The organism is Chloracidobacterium sp. (assembly GCA_025057975.1).
GTDB lineage: Bacteria > Acidobacteriota > Blastocatellia > Chloracidobacteriales > Chloracidobacteriaceae > Chloracidobacterium.
Genome location: JANWUV010000008.1, coordinates 96,376 through 114,236 on the forward strand (window position 1 = coordinate 96,376; position 17,861 = coordinate 114,236).

13 protein-coding genes are annotated in these 17,861 nt (G+C 61.7%); 5 read left to right on the forward strand and 8 right to left on the reverse strand.

Annotated features, from left to right (window positions below; translation table 11 throughout):
- The first annotated feature begins 36 nt into the window (after nt 1–36).
- A complete protein-coding gene (gene ispG / locus NZ585_08740) occupies nt 37–1,257 on the forward strand; it encodes a flavodoxin-dependent (E)-4-hydroxy-3-methylbut-2-enyl-diphosphate synthase (protein MCS7080122.1) in 1,221 nt (406 codons plus the stop codon).
- Nucleotides 1,258–1,566: 309 nt separating this feature from the next.
- Here ispG and puhE read toward each other — a convergent pair whose 3' ends face one another.
- Nucleotides 1,567–3,342 (reverse strand): putative photosynthetic complex assembly protein PuhE, encoded by a 1,776-nt coding sequence (gene puhE, locus NZ585_08745; GenBank protein ID MCS7080123.1) that lies wholly within the window; start codon nt 3,340–3,342, stop codon nt 1,567–1,569.
- Nucleotides 3,343–3,543: 201 nt separating this feature from the next.
- Here puhE and mnmG point away from each other — a divergent pair, with 201 nt between their 5' ends.
- Nucleotides 3,544–5,439: a tRNA uridine-5-carboxymethylaminomethyl(34) synthesis enzyme MnmG gene (mnmG, locus tag NZ585_08750; protein MCS7080124.1), complete on the forward strand. Its 1,896-nt coding sequence runs from the start codon at nt 3,544–3,546 to the stop codon at nt 5,437–5,439.
- Nucleotides 5,440–5,491: 52 nt separating this feature from the next.
- Here the strand turns inward: mnmG and NZ585_08755 are convergent, their stop codons facing one another.
- Complete coding sequence (locus tag NZ585_08755; protein MCS7080125.1) at nt 5,492–7,687, reverse strand: DUF3488 and transglutaminase-like domain-containing protein; 2,196 nt, start codon at nt 7,685–7,687, stop codon at nt 5,492–5,494.
- Nucleotides 7,688–7,697: 10 nt separating this feature from the next.
- Between NZ585_08755 and NZ585_08760 the strand changes: the two genes are divergently transcribed.
- Nucleotides 7,698–8,117, forward strand: a complete 420-nt coding sequence (locus tag NZ585_08760; protein ID MCS7080126.1) for a hypothetical protein — start codon at nt 7,698–7,700, stop codon at nt 8,115–8,117.
- Nucleotides 8,118–8,210: 93 nt separating this feature from the next.
- Here NZ585_08760 and hisB read toward each other — a convergent pair whose 3' ends face one another.
- Nucleotides 8,211–8,801 carry an imidazoleglycerol-phosphate dehydratase HisB gene (gene hisB / locus NZ585_08765; protein MCS7080127.1) on the reverse strand — a complete coding sequence of 197 codons (591 nt, stop codon included), beginning with the start codon at nt 8,799–8,801 and terminating at the stop codon, nt 8,211–8,213.
- Nucleotides 8,802–8,818: 17 nt separating this feature from the next.
- A complete protein-coding gene (locus NZ585_08770; GenBank protein MCS7080128.1) occupies nt 8,819–10,783 on the reverse strand; it encodes a M1 family metallopeptidase in 1,965 nt (654 codons plus the stop codon).
- A gap of 145 nt (nt 10,784–10,928) precedes the next feature.
- Here NZ585_08770 and NZ585_08775 point away from each other — a divergent pair, with 145 nt between their 5' ends.
- The gene (locus NZ585_08775; GenBank protein ID MCS7080129.1) at nt 10,929–12,050 is read left to right on the forward strand and encodes a M48 family metallopeptidase; all 1,122 of its coding nucleotides are present in this window, start codon (nt 10,929–10,931) and stop codon (nt 12,048–12,050) included.
- A gap of 84 nt (nt 12,051–12,134) precedes the next feature.
- A complete protein-coding gene (gene glpK, locus NZ585_08780; GenBank protein ID MCS7080130.1) occupies nt 12,135–13,643 on the forward strand; it encodes a glycerol kinase GlpK in 1,509 nt (502 codons plus the stop codon).
- A gap of 180 nt (nt 13,644–13,823) precedes the next feature.
- Here glpK and NZ585_08785 read toward each other — a convergent pair whose 3' ends face one another.
- From NZ585_08785 to NZ585_08800, 4 genes are all read right to left on the reverse strand, one after another.
- Nucleotides 13,824–14,363 (reverse strand): acetyltransferase, encoded by a 540-nt coding sequence (locus NZ585_08785; GenBank protein MCS7080131.1) that lies wholly within the window; start codon nt 14,361–14,363, stop codon nt 13,824–13,826.
- Complete coding sequence (locus NZ585_08790; GenBank protein MCS7080132.1) at nt 14,360–14,974, reverse strand: D-sedoheptulose 7-phosphate isomerase; 615 nt, start codon at nt 14,972–14,974, stop codon at nt 14,360–14,362. The genes NZ585_08785 and NZ585_08790 overlap by 4 nt, the downstream gene beginning before the upstream one ends.
- A 93-nt stretch (nt 14,975–15,067) precedes the next feature.
- Complete coding sequence (locus tag NZ585_08795) at nt 15,068–16,648, reverse strand: glycosyltransferase family 39 protein (protein ID MCS7080133.1); 1,581 nt, start codon at nt 16,646–16,648, stop codon at nt 15,068–15,070.
- 6 nt (nt 16,649–16,654) lie between these two features.
- Nucleotides 16,655–17,767 carry a radical SAM protein gene (locus tag NZ585_08800; GenBank protein ID MCS7080134.1) on the reverse strand — a complete coding sequence of 371 codons (1,113 nt, stop codon included), beginning with the start codon at nt 17,765–17,767 and terminating at the stop codon, nt 16,655–16,657.
- Between the last annotated feature and the right edge of the window lie 94 nt (nt 17,768–17,861).

The window sequence follows — 17,861 nt, forward strand, 5'->3', positions numbered from 1 at the left end:
ATCCCAGCGAGCTAGTCACAAAGCGGGTATCAACGTATGGCTCTATCTCCTCGTCGTCGTTCCGTCCCGGTCAATGTCGGCGGCGTCATCATCGGCGGTGGCGCGCCAGTGGTTGTACAGTCGATGACCAACACCGATACGGCCGATGTCGCCGCTACGATTGAGCAAGTCGCCGCCCTGCATGCCGCCGGCTCGGAAATTGTCCGTATCACCGTCAATGACCGTGCGGCGGCGGCGGCCGTCCCGGACATCGTCCGCGGTTTGCAGGCGCGCGGCGTCAATGTTCCGCTGGTAGGCGACTTTCACTACAACGGACACACCTTGCTGCGTGACTTTCCCGAAACGGCGCGGTTGCTGGCGAAATATCGCATCAACCCCGGCAATGTCGGCTTTGGCAAAAAGCACGACGAAAACTTCAAGGCCATCGTGCAGTTGGCGATACAGTACGAAAAGCCCGTCCGGATCGGCGTCAACTGGGGATCGCTCGATCAGGCGATGCTGGCCCGGATGATGGACGAAAATGCGCGGCGCGACCCACCGCTGTCGGCGCGCGAGGTGATGTTGGAGGCGATGTGCGCCAGCGCCTTGGAGTCGGCGCAGATGGCGGAAGACATTGGGTTGCCCCATGACCGCATCATCATCAGCACCAAAGTCTCGGAAGTGCAGGACTTGGTTGCGGTCTATCGGGCGATTGCGGCGCGCTGTGACTATCCGCTCCATGTGGGCTTGACCGAGGCGGGAATGGGCGTGAAGGGAATTGTCGCCAGCGCCATCGGCATTGGGCTGCTCCTACAGGAAGGCATCGGCGACACCATTCGGGTTTCCTTGACGCCAACCCCCGGTGGGGACCGTACCGAAGAGGTCCGGGTGGCGCAGACCATCCTGCAAGTGATGGGGATTCGCAGCTTTACGCCGTTGGTGACGGCCTGTCCGGGCTGTGGGCGCACGACAAGTACGTTGTTTCAAGAAATGGCGCAGGACATCCAAACGTACCTCCGTGAGCAGATGCCGGTCTGGAAGACACGCTATCCGGGCGTCGAGGCGCTCAAGGTGGCGGTTATGGGCTGCATCGTCAACGGCCCCGGCGAATCCAAGCATGCCGATCTCGGCATTTCACTCCCCGGTACGGGGGAAGATCCGAAGGCCCCGGTTTTTGTGGACGGCGTCAAGGTCGCCACGTTGGAGGGTGACCAAATCGTACCGGCGTTCATTGAGATTCTAAACAACTACGTGGCACGGCGGTTTGGCTCGTCTTAGGTCGGCGAGGCGGTGTTTTGAACAGCCGCCCATCATCGGCCGACCCTCGATAAGCGGAATACACCGCTTTCCGCAGGTTGTTCCTTCATCGTTGGGTCAGGCGCTAGTGTGCTTTTCAAGAAATCTACCGGCGGCGGTGAAAAACCGTCACAGCCCGTCAGGTAAGACAGCCCACGAAGCAGGCAGCGGCTTTCGCCCTCTCCAGCGGCGAGGCGGAGCGTTCCCCGCTACGCAGGCTGGACCGTTGCAGTCCCCGCCGCCGGCCGCCCACGCCGGGGCATGGCGCGATTACCTCCTCGGAAACCGCCTCTAGCCGACCGTCGTCGGCAAGTAACGATGCGCCTCGGCTGACGCGACGGCGGACGCCAAGCCTCCCGCCGGTGACGCAATAACCGCCGTACGAACAGCCGCCATCAGATTTGCCATCAGATTTGGACTTAGTTCCCGACCAATGACGACCAGCGAGCTTTCCGGCGCGGCCGCGCAAGGATTGAGGTTGAACGACCGCCCGGCATATTCCAAGCGTAACCAGCCGCCGGCCGTCCTAAAGACACCTTTGGCGCGGGCGACCTCGCCGAAGCGTCCGGCGGCGATGTCCTCAAACACTTGTTGGAGAGCGGCGGCGTCAAAGGTCTCGGCGAAGGTTTCCGCGCGCTGCTCAAACGCAATGCGTGGGGCGAATGTGTCTCCCAGACAGGCGTCTTCCTGCGTGTCGCTCAGGTCGCGCAGGCTAATCCGCCCAAAGCTTGTGTAAAGCATGCGCGCCGTCGGATTGCAGCGGGCGATCCGGTCGGTAATGCGTTCCAGTTCAGCCTGCGATAGGCTGTCGCACTTGTTGACGATGACCGTCGCGGCGGCCTCAACGTAGGCTTCAATGGCGCTTTGTACGGCGCGGTCGGCCGTCAGCCATTGCTTGCCGTCCACCACCGCGACGACGCGGATAGGGCCGAGCAGTTCACGACAACCGGGCTGATGCAGCGTGCCCAGCAAGTCGCCGAGGGCCGCTGCGCCGGACGGCTCAATCAAAATCCGCTCCGGGGCGTAGTCACGGATGAGTTGGGCCAGCGTCGCTGCGACGTTGCGCGAGAGCGTGCAGCATAGACACCCGCCGGCCATTTCAACCACCGGCGTCGCGTCAGCGTCGCTTTTGGCTTCGCGTAACCGTGCGCCGTCCAAGCCGACATCAGCGAATTCGTTGACGAGGACGATGGTTTTAGCGTCAAGCTGTGGGATGAGATTCCGCAGCAGCGTGGTTTTGCCGGCGCCGAGAAAGCCGCCGATGACATCCACCGTCGGCTTGACTTCTGGCGTACGCCGCGAAAGCAGGCCCCATGCCCAGACGCCGACCGGCTGCGGCAGAATCAACCACCAGTGTTCGAGAATCGCCAGCGCCATCAGCGTACACGCCAAGCCGTTGGCGGCGACGGTGAAGGCGTCGGTTGCTTGGACGGCGCGGTAAAAGAGCCAGTGTGCGACGGCCGTGGAAATGGTGACGGAGAAGGGAAAGAACCAGTTGATGGGGCGTTTGGAGAAAAACTGCGTCATGCGACGCAGATGCTCCGGCAAGTACTCCTCGTTGAGGTTGCGGACGCCAAAAAACACGTTGAGCTTGGCGGATTGGTGCATCCACCAATGGATGGTAAACGTCCACAGCGCGACCTGATTTGGTCCTGGCGTCACCGCCCAGACCAGTGCAAAGCCGGCGAAGATGGAGAGTTCGTGAAAGAGGTTGGCCTTGACGCCGTGGACGAAGTGCCGCCATCCGCCGCAGTTGGGAGCGCAGGGCGGCGTGTCTAAGCCGACGACATAGCCCGTGTAGTAGCTTGTCTCAAACCAGCCCCAGGCGACAATCCCCAGCAAAAATCCCGCCGCCGCGCCCAGCGGCGTCGTGATGTAGCTAACGCTGGGCATCAACGCCGTCGCCGCCAGCGCCGCCAAGGAAGACAGCACGAACACTGGCCGCCGCCAACTCCGGCGACCACAGGCGAAGATAATCCCCACGGTCGCCGCCCACCAGACGGCGACGGCGAACAACGGCAGCCCAAGCCAGAGCAACCACGGGCTTTGTAGATTCCAATCGGACATCGGCCGAAAAACGGGGGCGCGGAAGGTCGGCCGCGTAACTGATACGCCCAGCCTGCCACCAACCTACTTTGCGCCGGACACGCACTGCAATGACATCCCGACCGTAGAGCGGGCGGCGCGCCACCTCGGCTGGTTGTCATCGCGCTCGTCCTGTCGCTAGACTGCCCGACCTGACCCCTTGCTTGAGGTTTTGCGTCGGCTATGAGCGAGTACCGTTTCAACGAGGTCTTTGATGTGGTGGTCGTCGGCGCTGGTCATGCCGGATGCGAAGCAGCGTACGCCGCCGCTAAGCTGGGCTGCCGGACGGCGCTGATTACGCTCAACCTCGATCTGGTCGCCCAGATGTCATGCAATCCGGCAATTGGCGGCATCGCCAAAGGCCACCTTGTCCGCGAGATGGACGCACTGGGCGGCCTAATGGGCAAAATTATTGACCGCACCGGCGTGCAGTTCCGTCTGCTCAACCGTAGTCGCGGCCCGGCGGTACAGTCACCGCGCGCTCAAGCTGACCGTGGACTGTACCGCACGGAAATGCGTCGTTTCCTCGAAACGGTTGACAATCTGCACTTGCGGCAGGGCGAAGTCATTGATTTGATGGTCGAACAGGACCGGGTTCTAGGGGTTGAAATGTGGGACGGCCGCCGCTTGGCGGCGGCGTCCGTTGTGATTTGCACCGGGACGTTCCTCAACGGCCTCATCCACATTGGGACGCGCACCTATCAGGCGGGGCGCGCCGGGGAATTGCCTTCAATCCTGCTGGCTGAAAGCTTCCGCCGCCTAGGGTTCCGCGTCGGACGGCTCAAGACCGGTACGCCGCCGCGCGTGCACGCCAAGACCATTGATTGGTCGAAGTGTGAGGAACAACCGGGCGACCCCAACCCGACGCCCTTTTCGTTTACCACCAAAGCCATCACGCGGCGGCAGCTCTCGTGCTACATCACGTACACCAACGAAGAGACGCACCGCATCATTCGTGAAAACCTTGATAAGTCGCCAATGTACAGCGGGCAAATCCGGTCGGTCGGCCCGCGCTACTGCCCTTCCATTGAGGATAAAGTCGTCAAGTTCCCCGACAAGGATCGTCACCAGGTTTTCCTTGAACCGGAGGGCTTTGACACGCACGAGGTCTATGTCAACGGCATTTCGACCAGCCTGCCGATTGACGTGCAGGAGCGCATGGTGCGGACGATTCCGGGCCTCGAACAAGCGCAGCTGATTCGTCCGGGGTACGCCATTGAGTACGACATGGTAGACCCAACGGAACTGAAACCGACGCTCGAAACCAAGCGCATCAAGGGGTTGTTCCACGCCGGGCAGATCAATGGGACGACTGGCTACGAAGAGGCCGGTTGTCAGGGCTTGGTGGCTGGTATTAACGCCGCCCGTTCGGCCAAGGGGCTGCCGCCGGTTGTGCTTGACCGTGCAACCAGCTACATCGGCGTCCTTGTGGACGACCTGACGACGCAGGGTGTGGATGAACCCTACCGGATGTTTACTTCCCGCTCAGAAGTGCGGTTGCTGCTGCGGATTGATAACGGCGATCAACGCTTGACGCCGCTGGGTCACGCCATCGGTTTGGTAAGCGATGAGGAGTTTCACGCCTTTCAGCAACGACAGGCGCGCATCCAGTCCTGTCGGACGCTGTTGGAAACGGTGGCGATTGCCCCGAATTCAAGCGAAGCCGACGCTTTTGCGGCTGAGACCGGGACAGTCATCAAGGAAAAGCAGCGCCTATCTGTACTGGCGCGGCGGCCTGAAATCACAACCGAGCATTTGGCGGCGGCGCTTCGGCGGGCCGGCGTGACCGACTTTGACGAGGCTGAGTTGAGCGTGGCGGTCAACGACCTGAAATACGAAGGCTATGTCCGTCACCACGAGATGACGGCGAAGAAGCTTTCCAAAGCAGCGGACATTGCTATCCCGCCGAACTTTGAGTTTGCCGGTCTGCCGGGCCTCTCGCGTGAAATGACGGAAAAGCTGACGCGCATTCGTCCAACGACGCTTGGCCAAGCGGCGCGGATTCCCGGCGTGACGCCGGCGGCGCTGGCGATTTTGAGTCTGCACCTCGGGCCGGGGAAGCGCGTCGCCGCCATCTAGTCCCTTTCCTAAGTGAACGTCGCCATCCTTCCTGCGAGGGCGCGCCAGCCGGCTACCGTCTGCGCAAGCGCCGCCGAAGCGATTGAAGAGCGCGGTCAATGCGTCTAGAGTCCACCTCCGGCCGCGCGCTGTACCGCGCTTGGTTATAAGCCTGAGTAATCGTCAGTACCTCTTCAAAACCGACGGCAGCGGCGAATTCCAACGGCGTTTGGTGCGGCGCACGCCGATAACCGGCACGGGCCAATAGCGCCGCCATCTCGTCGTAAAACAATACCGCCGACTCGCGTTCGTCGCGGCGCAGCATCCGCCGCAAGAACGGCGTCAGCCAACGTAGCCACCAACGCTCAAAAAGCAGGCGCGGCGTGCGCCGAAGGCGTCGCCAGAGCCAGTAGCCGCCGAGCGCCGCCGTCCCCATCCCAAACGCCAAAGTAAGGGCAAAGACGTTGTATAGAAACCGGTCGTCCTGTGAGACCTGATAGAGCCAGTAGCTGTAGGCTTCAATCCAGGCCCTAAAGTTCCGGCGGAAGTCATTGACGTATCGCCAGACGACGATCTGGTATTGCGCAGCGGCGGTGCCGGCGTCGCGCGCCAACGCACGCTGACGCTGGGCGTCGTAGGCAATCACATAGTCAATGTAGAACATCCGCAGGGCGTCAACGTAGCGCCGTACCGAGGCGAACCAGCCGGTTGTGTTCGTACGTGTGTTCGCCGCCGCCGGCGTCGGGTCAAACTCCACCCACGTTCCGGTTTGCGGAAAATACACTTCAACCCAAGCATGGGCGTCGGCCTGCCGGACAATGTAGGTCCGGTTGACCTCGTTGTACTCGCCAAGGTGGTAGCCGCCAGCTAAGCGCGCCGCAAGACCAAGCGAACGGCACATAAGCGCCATCGCTGAAGCAAAGTACTCGCAGTGCCCACGCCGGGTCTCAAATAAAAAGTCCACAATCGGGTCCGGCTCACGACCGCGCTGTAAGTCCAGCGTGTAGGAGCAGCGTGTTTTGAGATGCCGCTCGATGGCGCGCGCCCGGTCATAGCCGTTGGTCGCTTCGGCCGTCACTTCACGCGCCAACTGGGTAATGCGCGGGTCAAAATCAGCAGGAAGTTGTAAGAACATCGCGCGGGTCGGCTCGTCATACTTGAGCGGGTCCCGACGCAGGGTTTCTTCCGGCGTGTCAACAAGGCTAGCGGCGACGGTGTAGCTAAGGCGCACCCCACGTTCCGCTCGGTAAAACGTTCCGGTTGCGTCGCGCGCCAGCCCACGCAGGTTGTACGCAAACCACGGCTCGCCACAGTGAAATAATGCGCCGGTTGGCATCGGTTCGACGTACACGGTCTGCGTCACAAGCGGTCCGGGACGACGCTCGTCCAAAATGTAGCGTCCGTCGCGCTGTTCGACGGCGAACCGCCGCTCGGCCTCCGGCCGCGTCCATTCGTGTCCGTCAAAATGCGTCATAACCATGCCGCGCCAGTGTCGGTTCGGCGGCAGCGGCCCGTCAACTCGGACGCGAAAGGCGGTGCGGTCGTCGGTCTTGATGCTTTCCACCGAGCCAAGCGAAATCGAAAGGTCGGAAAAGCCAGTCATAGCGGTGTCTTCGCTAAACGACTGCGCTAAGAGTCCGGTGTTCCAGCGCGGCAAAATGAAAAACATCGGCGCGCTCAAAGCGCCGATAAGCAATGCCATGACGAACGTCAGCAGGACGAGGTGGCGGACAGGGCGCTCCGCAGCGCGCAGGCGTTGTCCGTCGTACGAAAAGGTGACAGTGCGCATGGCCGGCCGCGCGGCGCGGCGCGTCCGCACGATCTCAAACGCCTGAAGCGCCGCCAATCCCGTCAAGGTGAAGCCGCCGAGCAAAACAAGAAATAGCGCGTCAATGGTGAGACCGGCGGCCAACAGCATTTCAAAAACCGCCAGCAGGTAAAGAAATACCCAGTCGCGGTCGCGCTTGACCTGAAAGAGCTTGAAAACAGAAACAAAGAGAACAAAGTGAACCAGCGGCGCAATCCACGAACTGCTGAGGTAACGAAAATCCAGGTAGGCAAAGGGCAGATAGATCAGCACACACCAGTTGGCGACGCGCTCACTGATTTGCAGGCGGAAACCAGGCCGGTCGGCGAACCAGCTTGCCGCCAGTGCCATTGCGTAGAGGATGCAGGTGACAACGTCCACGCGCCCCGTCAGCGCGAGTGTCAGAAAGCCGCCGGTAATCAGCGCGTAGGATGTCGCCTTGAAAAACTTTTCAACGGTCATAAGGCTCTCAATGATGCAGATACGCCAACTCACAAAGCATCAGGAACACGTCGTCAAGCACATCTTTGGCTGCCGAATCTTAGGCGTTTATGCTCAACCTGAACACCTCCATTTCCTCCTTGATATCCCCTATCTTTGGAGTGTGGACGCCGACGGAAGCATGGCGTTGGTGCAGGATGAGGAAGCCATCCGGGGACTGAACGTGCCGGAGGCTGTTGCTGACGCCTTATCGGAAGAAGCGCAGGCCCTGCGCGAGGATGGCGCGGAGGCAGTCGTCCGTTACTTTGCTCACCCGCCGCGAGAGATTGGGGCGATTGAGGACGTTACGCTCTATGCGAGGGAAACGGAAACCCACATGCAGGTCATCGGCGAGTCCGGTGTTCTCACGGCGGCCTGGCAGGGGGCAACCATTCGTCTGCTAGAGGGTTAGTGCATTTTTGGTGCATGGTTAGCGAACACACCGTCGTGGCTGGCGCAGGACTGCCGTATCTACCACTGCTACAGCTGACTTTGCTCTAGACGCTTACAAAACGCCCTTTGTTGAGGGAACTTCGTTGCGGCCGGCAATGCGGCGGGTCGCCGCGCCCAGCGCGCGTGCCGTCGCCTTGAACGCCGCTTCCAGAATGTGGTGCTGGTTGCGCCCGTATAGTACGGTGATGTGAAGTGTGACGCCCGCGCTAAAGGCGAACGACCGCCAGAAATGCTCGGCCATTTCGACGGCGAAGTTCCCGATGCGTTCGCGTGGGTTGGCGACTTCGTACACCAAATAGGGTCGGCCAGAAATGTCCACGACCGCCCGCGCCAGCGTTTCATCCATCGGCGCGTAGGCGTGTCCGAAGCGGGCGATGCCGGCCTTGTCGCCCAATGCCTGCGCGAGGGCTTGTCCCAGCGTGATGCCCACATCCTCGACGGTGTGGTGGCCGTCAACGTCGAGGTCGCCATCGCAGTGAATGTCAAGGTCTATGTCGCTGTGGCGAGCCAGTTGCGCCAGCATGTGATCGAAGAAGCCAATGCCGGTCGTGACACGGGCGAGGCCTGTCCCATCCAAGCCAAGGGTGACGACGACGTTGGTCTCGTTGGTGCGGCGGGTGAGCGAAGCGGTGCGAGGGGTCATGGCGGTGGGTAAAGGTTTCAGATGAGACTGACCGCGCCGTGCAGAAGCCACTGCATGAGCGCTAGGGCGCGGACGAACAGACTTGCATTAGCGCGTCCGCTGGACAGGCGGGTGCGGCTATTGTCGGCTGGGTTCATCTCCAGCCGCAGGGTGTCGTCGGGATCAAGCACGACGGACACCAGTTCACGGTCGGTCGTCAGGCGGTATTCCGCCTCCCGTCCGTCCCACCGCTCACGGCGCGTAGAGCCGTCGGCGAAGCGCAGTTCGATGTCATGCGGCATGACGGCTTCGCCCTTGCGGACAATGACGGCTTCGCGGGCGTCCAGCGACGCTACGGCGTAGTCGAGAATCTTTGTCCCGCGAAAGTACTGATCAAAGAACCACTTCAGGTCTTCACCAGCGACTTCCGAAGCGACGGCAAAGAAATCGTCCGAAGTCGGATGCTTGAAGCGCCACCGCTCGAAATACGTCTTCAGGATGCGCCGCATGGTTTCCACGCCGACATAGCCTTCCAGCATTTTGAGCGTGAGCGCCGGCCGCGCGTAGGCGTTGAAGCCGTAAAGTCCCGGATTGGGGAACTTCCAGGCCGGTGTGATGATTGGGGCTGTGGTGATGCCTTGCGGGCCTATCACAAACAACTGTGCCCGTTGAAACGACCAATCAGGAACGCGCACCGGTAGCCGCCAGAGCGGCCGCCCACCGAGGCGCAGCCAGAGAGCGGTGTTTTCGGGGTAATACGCCGCCATGAGATTGGCTTCGCAGTAGCTGTTGATGCCTTCGTCAAGCCAAGCTTCCTCAAACTCGTTGCTGGCGACCATACCGTACCAGTACTGGTGGCCGAACTCGTGAATCAGCACAACCTCCGGCCCCAGCAGGTCATCATCAGGCGCACGGCGGCTTGTTCCGACGGTGATGAGCGTTGGGTACTCCATCCCGCCTGCGCCGCCCGCGCCATAAGCCGGATCAACGATGGTCAATGTTTCGTACGGGTAAGGGCCGATCTGCCGCCCGTAGGCTTCAAGCGCTATGCGCGCCGCCCGAAAGTGCCGGTCGCGCTGCTCGGCGTGTTCCGGTTGAAGCAGCAGAATGAGCCTGACCGGCGGCAATCCTTCGGCTTCAAAACGTTCTTCCGAAACGAGAAAATCCGGCGAACACGTCCAAGCGAAATCGTGTACGTCCGCCTGCGTAAATCGGTAGCGCGTCCGCCCGTCGCCGAGGTCGCGGCGTTCGCGCTCCACGCCCGTTGCGCCCACTTTGAAACGGCTCGGCACGTCAAGCGTCACGTCATACTCGCCGAAATCGGCGTAAAACTCCGTCGTCGCATGAAACTGGTGACAGTTCCAGCCCGACTCGGCGCGGCGGCGCATGCCGGCTGGCTCATAGACGCCCAGCTTGGGAAACCACTGCGCGACCATAAAGAAATCGCCGTAGTAGCCGGTTCGAGCAAAGACGCGCGGCAGCTTGGCGACAAATTCGATGTCAAGCTCAACGCCGCCGCCGGCCGGGACGGGCTGCGGCAGCACAACCCGCCATACGGTACGATCGTCGGCGTTGTCATCATCGGGATGGATGAACTCGCCGCGCGGGAGCAAATCAACGCCGTCGGCAGTGCGGACACTCAACAAGTCAATCCAGCCGGGCGCGGTGGGGTCCATTTCATCGCCGCGCAGTTGTCCGCCGCCGGATTCACGTCGAAACGAGCTTTTTTCATCGCGGAAGGCGTTGAGGTAGAGGTGAAACTGCAAGTCCGGCACGGGATGGGGCGCGGGATTGCGCCATGTCAGACGCTCACGGCCGCGTACTTCCTTTTTCTCCGTATCGAGCACCGCTTCAATCCGGTAGCATACACGGCGGTCGGACAGCGGGGTGGTTTGTTCGGCAGCGCAGACCGGCTCAGGTGCCACGCCCGGAGCAAACCACAATGACAGGACAATGCCGGCGGCGACGAACGCCTTGACCATCCGGCGACCGGCAGGCGACATTTTCAAACCTTTCGAGGGATAAGCCGTTCTAACCATAGGCGGTGAGCGCAGGATTGGGCGTTGCGTCAAAAGAGGAAAGACGAACCGCTCAGTCACGTGTACACTAGCGTGCCGTAGGAGATTTCGTCACGGGAGGATTCTGGTCATGTTCTTAACACAAGCGTTTCGACGGCGGCTCAGCCGGTTGTTAGCCGTTGGGTTGATTGTGAGTCCGGTGTTTTGGTTGAGCGCACAGGCTGACGATAAGGACAAGCGAACAAGTTCGCCCGTGACGCGCAAGCTCTCCGACAAGGAAAATCCCCTAATGATCGGCAAGCGCGACATCAACAAGGGGAGCATCAACTTTTACTCGAAAGAGAAGGAAATGGCGATCGGCGCGCAGTTGGCGTCCGAACTGGATCGGCAACTGAAGTTTGTGACCGACCCGATGGTGGTGGAATACATCAACCGGATTGGCCAAACCGTCGCCCAGAACTCCGACGCGAAGATTCCCTTTACCATCAAGGTGGTGGATTCCCCGGAAGTCAACGCCTTTGCGCTACCGGGTGGTTACTTTTATGTCAACAAGGGGTTGATTTTGGCGGCTGATAATGAAGCACAGGTGGCGAGCGTGATGGCGCACGAAATTGCGCATGTCGCAGCGCGGCATGCGACTGAACAGGTATCGAAAGGGCAGTTGGCGCAGTTTGGAATGATTCCACTGATCTTCATCGGCGGCGTAGCCGGCGTGCTAGTCGCCAACGCGGCGAACATCCTTGTGCCGCTGACGTTTCTCAAGTTTGGCCGCAACGCCGAACTCGAAGCCGACATGCTCGGCGCACAGTACGCTTGGGCGAGCGGCTATGACCCAGACGAGTTCATCGCTTTTTTTGAAAAGCTGAAGGCGCAGCAGGACCCGAAGCAAAAGATTCCGACGATTTTCTCGACGCACCCGCCAAATGAGGAGCGCGCTAACAAGATGCGTCAGTTGACGGCGGCATTCCCGCAGCGGGATGAATACATCATTAGTTCGTCGGAATTTGCGCGCGTCAAAGCGCGGCTAGGAGCCATCGCCCCGGATGTAGGACGGCGCATTGGGCCAGGGGGCGGCGATCAGGGACCGAGCCGGCCGACGCTGCGACGGCGACAGCCCGATGCGCCGCCGGAGGACGATGAGATGAACGCGCCGAGTGAGCGTCCGCAAAAATCCGAGCCAGCGAATCGGCCAACGCTGCGTCGGCGAACCGAGACCCCACCGCCTAGCGACGATGCGCCTCCTCTCAACTAAGGTCCTCCTCCTGATTGGCGCACGTACCGCCTCCGGCGTCCGACAGGCTGCCCGGAGGCGATTCTTTTGGAAGATGACCCTGCGATGACCACTCGCTACATACTCGCACTGGACCAAGGGACGACCAGTTCGCGCGCGATTGTGTTTGACCACGACGGCCGGATTGCGGCGCTGGCGCAGCGCCCATTTGAGCAACTCTTCCCACAGCCCGGTTGGGTCGAGCACCGCCCAGAAGACATTTGGAACTCGCAAATCGGCGCGGCGCGCGAAGCGCTGCGAATGGCCGGCGTGACGGCGGCGGAAGTAGCCGCCGTCGGCGTCGCCAATCAGCGCGAAACCACGCTGGTCTGGGATCGAACGACCGGCGAGCCAGTCGGCAACGCCATCGTCTGGCAGTGTCGGCGGACGGCCGCCCGCTGCGACGCCCTGCGCCAAACGGCGGCGGCCGAGACTATTCAGGCGAAAACCGGCCTTGTTGTGGACGCCTACTTTTCGGCGAGCAAAATCGAGTGGATGCTGGAGAACATCCCCGGCGCGCGGCAGCGGGCCGAAGCCGGCGATCTGGCTTTCGGCACAGTGGACACGTGGTTGGTGTGGCAGTTGACCGGCGGGCGCGCGCACGTGACGGATGTGACCAACGCCGCCCGGACGATGCTGTTCAACATCCACGAACTAACCTGGGACGCCGACCTGTGCGCGCTGTTTTCCGTTCCGATGGCAATGCTGCCGCAGGTGACGCCGTCAAGCGGTGTGGTGGGTGAGACCACCCCAGAGTGGTTCGGTGCGGCGCTGCCGATTGCCGGAATCGCCGGCGACCAGCAGGCGGCGCTGTTTGGGCAGATGTGCTCGCAGATCGGTATGGCCAAAAACACCTATGGGACAGGCTGTTTTTTGTTGCTGCACACCGGAACACAGCCTTGCCTATCGCGGCAGTCTTTGCTGTCAACTATTGCGTGGCAGTTGGGTGACGCTCCGGCCGAGTACGCCTTGGAAGGAAGCGTTTTCATTGCAGGCGCGGCTGTCCAGTGGCTACGCGACGGTTTGCAAATCATCGGTGGTGCGGCTGAAACCGAGGCTGTCGCTCGTTCAGTGAAAGACACCGACGGCGTGATGTTTGTCCCAGCTTTCGTCGGGTTGGGCGCGCCCTACTGGGACCCACATGCGCGGGGCCTCATCACGGGATTGACGCGCGGGACGACGCGGGCGCACCTTGTCCGGGCCGCCTTGGAAGCGATCGCCTACCAGACGCGGGATGTCGTGGAGGCGATGCTGGCGGACGCACGGCGGTCATTGGGCGCAGGCTTTGCGCTGACGGAACTGCGGGTGGATGGCGGCGCAGCGGCGAATGATTTTCTAATGCAGTTTCAGGCGGATGTGCTCGGCGTGCCGGTCGTGAGGCCGACAGTGACGGAGACAACGGCGGCCGGCGCGGCGTATTTAGCTGGACTGGGCGTCGGGTTCTGGCGCGACTTGCCAGAAGTGGGGCGCGTCTGGCGGCGGGAGCGGGTATTTGAACCGACGCCGAACGCACCAGCACGAGACGCCGGTTATGCCGCGTGGCAGGCGGCGGTTCGGCGGGCGCGGAGTGGATGACGGCGCGTGAATAGTCGAAGCGGGTTTCCCAGTTTTTGGGTGTGTAGGTGATGCTTGGCTGGGCGGCGCATCGGCGGTCGGAGTCTGCCGGGAGCGGTTCTAGAAGATTCGGACAGGCTCAGGGCTAGAAGACCGAGCGCTCCAAGATGAGGATGCATCTGCAGGGTCTGCGACTGGCGCCTATAGCAGAAGCGGCGCATAGTTGAATCGGTAGCGTAAGTCGGTTGTGCGCGTCCCAATCGGTCGCGCCGGGACACCGCCGACAATCGTGTACGGCGCTACGTCCTGCGTGACGACGGCACCGGCGGCGACAACCGCGCCTTCACCCAGCGTCACGCCAGGCATGATGACGGCGCGGTAGGCAATCCAAACACGGTCGCCGATGACGACTTCGCCCCCTTGGTCGGCGAAATCCGGCGACTGCGGATCATGACCGAGGGTGAGAATTGTCGCTTCGGGGCCGATGGAGACATCGCTCCCGGTACGGATGGCATAGCGCCGCCCGTCAAACAGGCAGCCAAAATTGACGGCGTTACGCGGCCCTAGAAACACCTTGCGTCCATTGAGAAACCGGCAGCCCATCTGAACCCACGTCTGCGCACCGCAGCCGCCTAGGTAGGCGCGCAAATACGCCCGGCGAATGTGATGCGATGGGCAATAGGTCAGCCAGTGGTTGTAGAAGTAACTCAGCAGGCTTCCAGCAAAGACGCGCAACGTCATAGGTCGTCCCCACAGAAGGCGCGTTCCGCAACCTCGCACAGGATGTGCCCGACTAGAATGTGCATTTCCTGAATGCGCGGGGTGGCGTCTGAAGGAACGCACAGGCACAGGTCGCACAGAGCAAGCAGCTTTCCGCCGGTGCGTCCCGTGAGGCCGACGACGGTCAGGCGTTCCTGCCGCGCAACTTCGGCGGCGCGGAGAACGTTGGGACTGTCGCCGCTGGTCGAAATGGCAAGCAGCAGGTCATTGGGACGGCTCAGCGCGGCAAGCTGGCGGGCGAAAACTTCCGTGTAGCCAAGGTCGTTCGCAACAGCTGTCAGGATTGAAGTATCGGTTGTGAGCGCCACGGCCGGGAGCGGCCGCCGGTCGCGCCGGAAGCGGCCGACCAGTTCGGCGGCGAGGTGTTGGGCGTCGGCGGCCGAACCGCCGTTGCCGCACAGGAAAATCCGCCCATCGCGGCGCAGCGTCTCAACGAGTTTGGCGGCGACGGCGGCGATGGTCGGCAACAGCGGAGGCAGGGCGGCGACGACTTCGGCGTGCTCGCGTAAGGCGGCGTCGGCCAGCGCAGCAGCGGCGACGGTAAGCGGGGGCTGGTCAGCGGAAGGCGACATAAGGCACGACGCATTAAACTGCCGTAAACGCTAGCAGGCGGCGCAGTGCGGCGCAACGCAGTGACGGCGCGCCCACCTCGCGCCGTCCGACGCCTACTGCCGCCTGAGTTCCACTACCCGCACCTTCGGATACTCGCTTGGAAAATCCATCACCCGCAGCGCCTGAAAACCCGGTACGGCGAGCCTCTCAAACCGCTCCGACCGGTAATCGAGCATGACCCACGCCCGTTGGACGGCCGACTCCAAAGGCAAACGGTCAAGCTGACTGTGGCCGTTCGGCTCGCCGGTCGGTACGGTCTGCGTCGGGTAGACGGCTTCCCCAAGTCCGTAGCGCGGCGCGTAGTAGTTCAAACACACATCCACTGCGTCCGGGTCAATCACCACCCGGTCGCCCGGTTGGAGGTTTTGCCGAATGAAGGCCAAGGCCGGACGCAGGTCGCTGTCGCGCGCCGTCGTCGCGTAGTGGACGCGCGCCCCTTGCCAAAACAAGCCGCCGACGCAAAAACCAATCAGCACAACCCGCAACCATCGCACGCCGATGTCATGCAGCCCCGCCGCAATGAGGAACCACACGGCGGGCGTGGTGAACATCAGATAACGCCCCAGTTCCATGCCGCCTTTGCGCAGCGACAGGACACTCGCCGCCGACAGTGGGACAACCAGCAACAGGATGGGCAGCGCCGCACGTACGTCCGTCCGCGCCAACCGCAGGCAACGCCACAGTCCCCAGGCCGCCCACCCGCCAAGAAACACGATGAACAGCACGTTGAACGCCAACGGCTGCTGAAAGAAGCTACGCGGTAGGGCGACGTTTTCCACAAACAGTTTGGTCAACCACTCGCGGACGTGATCAAGATACACGGCATGCCCCAGCGTCGTTTCCTGTAGGTAGCCCAGCGCCTGCCAGGCGGCGTCGGCCAGCGTCAGGGGCTTGCGCCACGTTTGTCCGCGCCGCATTTGCGCGACCATGACCCCCACCCACGGGGCGTAAAGCAGCGCCGTCACAACCTGTACGCCGAGCCAGCGCCGAACTTGACGGCGCGTCCCGGCGCGGGTCGGGCCGTAAGCGGAAAGCAAAACGTGGAGGTTGAAAACAAGAACGGCCAACGCCGCGAAATAATGGCAATAGAGCGCCGCCAGCGAGCACCAGAAGTAGACCGCCAGCCCCCGCTCAACACCGGCCTCCCGCCAGAGCGCGTAGCCGTGCGTCGCGCCCAAGACCAGCGCCGTCACCGGCGCATACATCCGCGCTTCCTGCGCAAAGAAAATCTGGTGCGCCGAAACAGCCATCAGCAGCGTCGTCGTCAGCGCCGCGCCGCCGCCGTAGCGCGGCGCAATCAGGCGAAACGCGGAGACGAGCGCCGCAATGCTTGCCGCGACGGACAACGACCGAACAGCCGCCGCGCCGTCGCCGAAGAGTCGCATCCACGCCTTCAAAACAACATAAAACAGCGGCGGGTGAACGTCCGCCGCTGCGCACCGGACAATCTCAGTGAGCGACTTGCGCGCCACGTCAATTGAATACAGCTCATCCAGCCAGAGGTTTTGCGTCTCAATGCCCCACAGCCGCAACCCAACCGCCAGCGGCAAAACGCCAAACCAAAACACTCGGCTCGTCCAGTCCCCAACCCTGGCGGCCGGTTCGGCGTGGGCGGCGACGGCGTGCGCACTCACGGAGCGTCACACAAAGTTGGGGTTGTTGCTCGGATGGCGCAGCGTCCAGAGCATTTTGTTGATGGGATGGCAGCGGCAAATCGGCTGGCACTCGTCTACGTTGATGGCGGCGATGACTTGCCGCCGTCGCTCGCCTTCCCAGATTTCCTTGAAGGTCTGTTTGCTGAGATCGCCAAGGCAGAATTCTTCTTGGCCGCGCGTCTGCGAGCAGTAATACACCTTCTTGTTGGCTTCAATCACCGGAAAGAACGTGGCGTAGCATTTCCGATAGGCGCTGCGCTCCAAATCCGGCGACAGAACGCCGGCGAATTGATCCTCCTTGACGAAGACGCGAAACGTCTCGGTCTCGTACATTTGCTTGGCGGCGCGGGCGCGATAGAGCGCGTCAAGGTAAAAATCGCGGTCGTAAAACTCGCTGGATGACTTCGGGTGCAGGATGACCGGCTTGATCTGGAAGTAGTCAATGCCGGTTTCCCGGACGCGCCGCGCAGCCTCCTCGACTTCCGCGAGGTTTGTTGGCTCAACGGCAATTTGCGCGCCAATCTGCACTTTTGAACCCTGCCGACGCTTTTCCTCCGCCAAGGTGGTCAGATTGCCGAGCACTTTCTCGAAGTCATTGACCTTGTGAATTTTCTCGCGAGTTTCAGGCGTACCGGCGTTGAGCGAGATACGAATCCACGTGCAATGCCGGACGACCACTTTGGCTTTTTCCGGCGTCAGTAGGCCGCCATGCGTAATTATCGCCGATTCCACTCCTTTGTGGGCGGTGTATTCGACAAACTCCATGAAGTTTGGGTTGACGAACGGCTCGCCGCTCCCCGAAAAAATCATGCTCTTCGTACCGAGCGTGACGAGTTCATCCAGCAGCGTCCGGTAGAACGGGAGCGGCATGATGCTCGCGTCCGGGTTGGCTTTCTTGGATTTGTCGTCGCCTTTGTGCGAGCCGAAATAACCGCCGTGCATGCACCACGTACAGAAGTGGTTGCAGATGGTTGAGGGACTAAGTTCCATCGTAATCGGGTAGACGTTCTTGCCCTGCCACCAGGCATACATCACGTCCATGTGCGTGAAAAGTTTGAGAGGCGAGAAAACATCCGTTTTGAGGTCAGGTTGGTGCATGGCCGGGTGGTGTTCCTTCCGTGTTGAGCAAGCGAGCAAGCGTGTGAATTCGCACGCATCATTTGGAGCAGCCGCCAGGCATGTCAAGTCGCGT